Origin of the sequence: Bradyrhizobium sp. 147 (assembly GCF_023073935.1) — a bacterium.
Lineage (GTDB): Bacteria > Pseudomonadota > Alphaproteobacteria > Rhizobiales > Xanthobacteraceae > Bradyrhizobium.
Genome location: NZ_JADPKL010000066.1, coordinates 1 through 598 on the forward strand (window position 1 = coordinate 1; position 598 = coordinate 598).

1 protein-coding gene is annotated in these 598 nt (G+C 56.2%); it reads left to right on the top strand.

Annotated features, from left to right (window positions below):
* On the top strand, positions 1-550 hold a 550-nt coding region (locus tag IVA87_RS14620; protein WP_247333994.1), incomplete at its 5' end, for a DUF296 domain-containing protein.
* Between the last annotated feature and the right edge of the window lie 48 nt (positions 551-598).

Sequence of the window (598 nt, forward strand, 5' to 3'; positions counted from 1 at the left end):
TGACATGACTAGGAAAATGATGAGTGGGAAGATCGAGGAGATCATCTACGCTCAACTGGAGGAAGGCGAAGACCTTCTTCGAGCTCTTTGGGACATCTGCAAGCAAAAGGATGTCAAGACAGGAGTCCTTCTGGACGTGACCGGCTACATGAGGAAGGTTAGGGTACAGCGAGAACCCCACGAGCCACGACCGGGAACAGGAATAGCCGGGATTGACTTTGTTGAAATTCCCGGTGGGCTAGAGGTAAGCGGGCATGGCATCATAGGGATGGGATGGGTCCCTGACTACTCTATAAAGCCCTCGCCAGCGCTTACCCGGGGCGGCGGCCACACAGGCTTTGGTGCTGGAGGCTGGGAGGGACACAAGACGCCCTATGTCCACGTTCATATTACGGTGACGAACGCCTCGCAGACGGTCTGTGGACACCTCATGGAGGGGTCATACGTGGGGACTGGATACTTCACAGTCGCTATCGCAAAGGTCTCAGGGGTTATCTTGAAGGCGACCTACGACAAGAGTGGCTACTACCACGAGCTCGTGCCGGCCTAGAGGGTTGCGAGAAAGCTGGAGAGGAACGCGCCGCAGCTTGCGGTGAAT